The 1819-nt window shown below is 47.9% G+C and carries 3 pseudogenes; 2 read left to right on the top strand and 1 reads right to left on the bottom strand.

What is annotated here, in order from left to right:
• Positions 1 to 77 precede the first annotated feature (77 nt).
• Positions 78 to 353: pseudogene (locus FU672_RS24755) on the top strand (transposase); the annotation flags it as partial.
• A 200-nt stretch (positions 354 to 553) separates the two neighbouring features.
• Positions 554 to 736: pseudogene (locus FU672_RS25600) on the top strand (hypothetical protein); the annotation flags it as partial.
• 405 nt (positions 737 to 1141) lie between these two features.
• On the opposite strand, the pseudogene FU672_RS24745 reads toward FU672_RS25600, so the two are convergent.
• Positions 1142 to 1819, bottom strand: a pseudogene (locus tag FU672_RS24745) (hypothetical protein); the annotation flags it as partial.

Genomic DNA, 1819 nt, shown 5'->3' with positions numbered 1-1819 from the left:
TAAAAATGGTTCTGTGAAAGTGACACGAACCGATCTCCATCAATGTTACTCACCGATCTCCTTCATGGTAATACGCAAATGGACCGGAATATACCAGTACTACATTGATATCATGGGCTTGTAAGCAAGGTATCCAGATTAACTTCATCCAGCCCGGCAATCCGCAGCAAAATGCCTATATTGAACGCTATAACAGGACGGTACGCTATGACTGGTTAGGGCAGCACCTGTTTTCATCGCTGGATGAATTACAGCACTATGCCACGCAGTGGCAATGGTTTTATAATCACGAACGCCCGAATATGGCGTTGAATGGTTATACACCGATGCAACATATTCAACGCATGACCTGATTCTACTTGTCACCTCCGTTAAGAATGGGGGGATTACCGATCCCGCCGGAGACAAAAACAGCGATTTAACCGCGTTTTTGCAGGACCTCTCCGTAGCCAGGCAGGAAAGTGCTGTGAATCCTTTACATCATCCGGCCCCCTCAAAACCCCGCCACTGACGAACCCGGGCAGCTCCCTTTGCGGAGGTCTGGAACGAAACAGAATGCTGGCTGAAAGATGAGCCGCAGCCGGGCAGCACCGAATTACTTCTCAGGCCTGAAGACGCACATCCGGGTAAATTCACCGAAGGCCATCGCAGAACATTGCACCGGAGGTTACAGGAATGGCGGGTCAGGGGGGCAGAGAACGGGTCTGGGGAACCCGTGCTGATGGTAACATTTTAGCTGAGGCAAGAAAGTAACATTAACTGGTGAGGCAATACGTGGCAAAACTAGTTGACGTCTAATAGCCCGGGCCCCGGTGAAATAACCAAAATTCATGAGACACAGTCTGTTATTTTCCATGCCTCGAAAGCTTCGAGACGATGGTACCGATGGTGAGTGCTGAGTGACGGTATTAGACATCAACTACCCTGGCCGACGCATTGACTCAGCATTTGTGTTACCCAACGCGCACTTGCGGCGCAGAAGACAGAAGTTGCCATCGGCGTGGCGGTATTGAACCGTCTGCTGTTAGTCGCACGGCCACATTCTATCCGCAAGCAGGCTAAAATCGTCTGAATTACAGTAGATAAGGGAAATTGCAACCTATAGCTACCCATGCATCAACGCCGTTGCGACGAGTACATATTAAAGCATCGATCCAACGTCCCAACCATCGCGGACACGTTTCAATACTTCCTCCATACTTAACCCAAAATCTTTAACATAAGAGAAACTATTTTTCCTGGAAGGCGATAATACAGGTTCGATTTTTATGTGACCAGCTGATGACATCAGGCTATCAACTGTGGAAATTGTGGCATGGGAAAATCCTAGCTTGGTTATCACGTAATGTTCATTCGTTGATTCTGTTGAATATATACCCAGCACAACACCTGGCTTTGTTTTTGTCGAGCGCATAAGTGCGTAATGGAGAGCATCATTATAGTCTTGGGCTAAATAACCATTAAAAGCCCTATCTTTCATTATACTTTTGGCACTTTCCTGAGATGTTCCATGATAACCAATCAGTCTCTGCCCAAATGAATTTCGATTAAATGATCGTACGTCATCAGCCAAAGAAGATATTGCTTCGACCGGATTTCGTTGCGACACACTACGAAGCCTGATACTGGTTGTATCGACATTTTCACGAATAAATATATTGCGTTCCCGCCAGGCTTTTCTGGCAGCTTTCACACCTTTAGGTGCAAGAGCTGCGCCAGTCACCATCCCCGCAATGCCTGTAGCCATAGAGACCCAGCCCAGCACCGATGATGCAGCCGGGTTCACATCCTCTGTGGCCCCGCTGGCTATTCCCGTCAC

Source organism: Enterobacter asburiae (assembly GCF_008080435.1).
Taxonomy (GTDB): Bacteria; Pseudomonadota; Gammaproteobacteria; order Enterobacterales; family Enterobacteriaceae; genus Enterobacter; species Enterobacter asburiae_C.
Note: the sequence above shows the minus strand (reverse complement) of the source record. Positions and strands in the feature narration are given on the sequence as shown.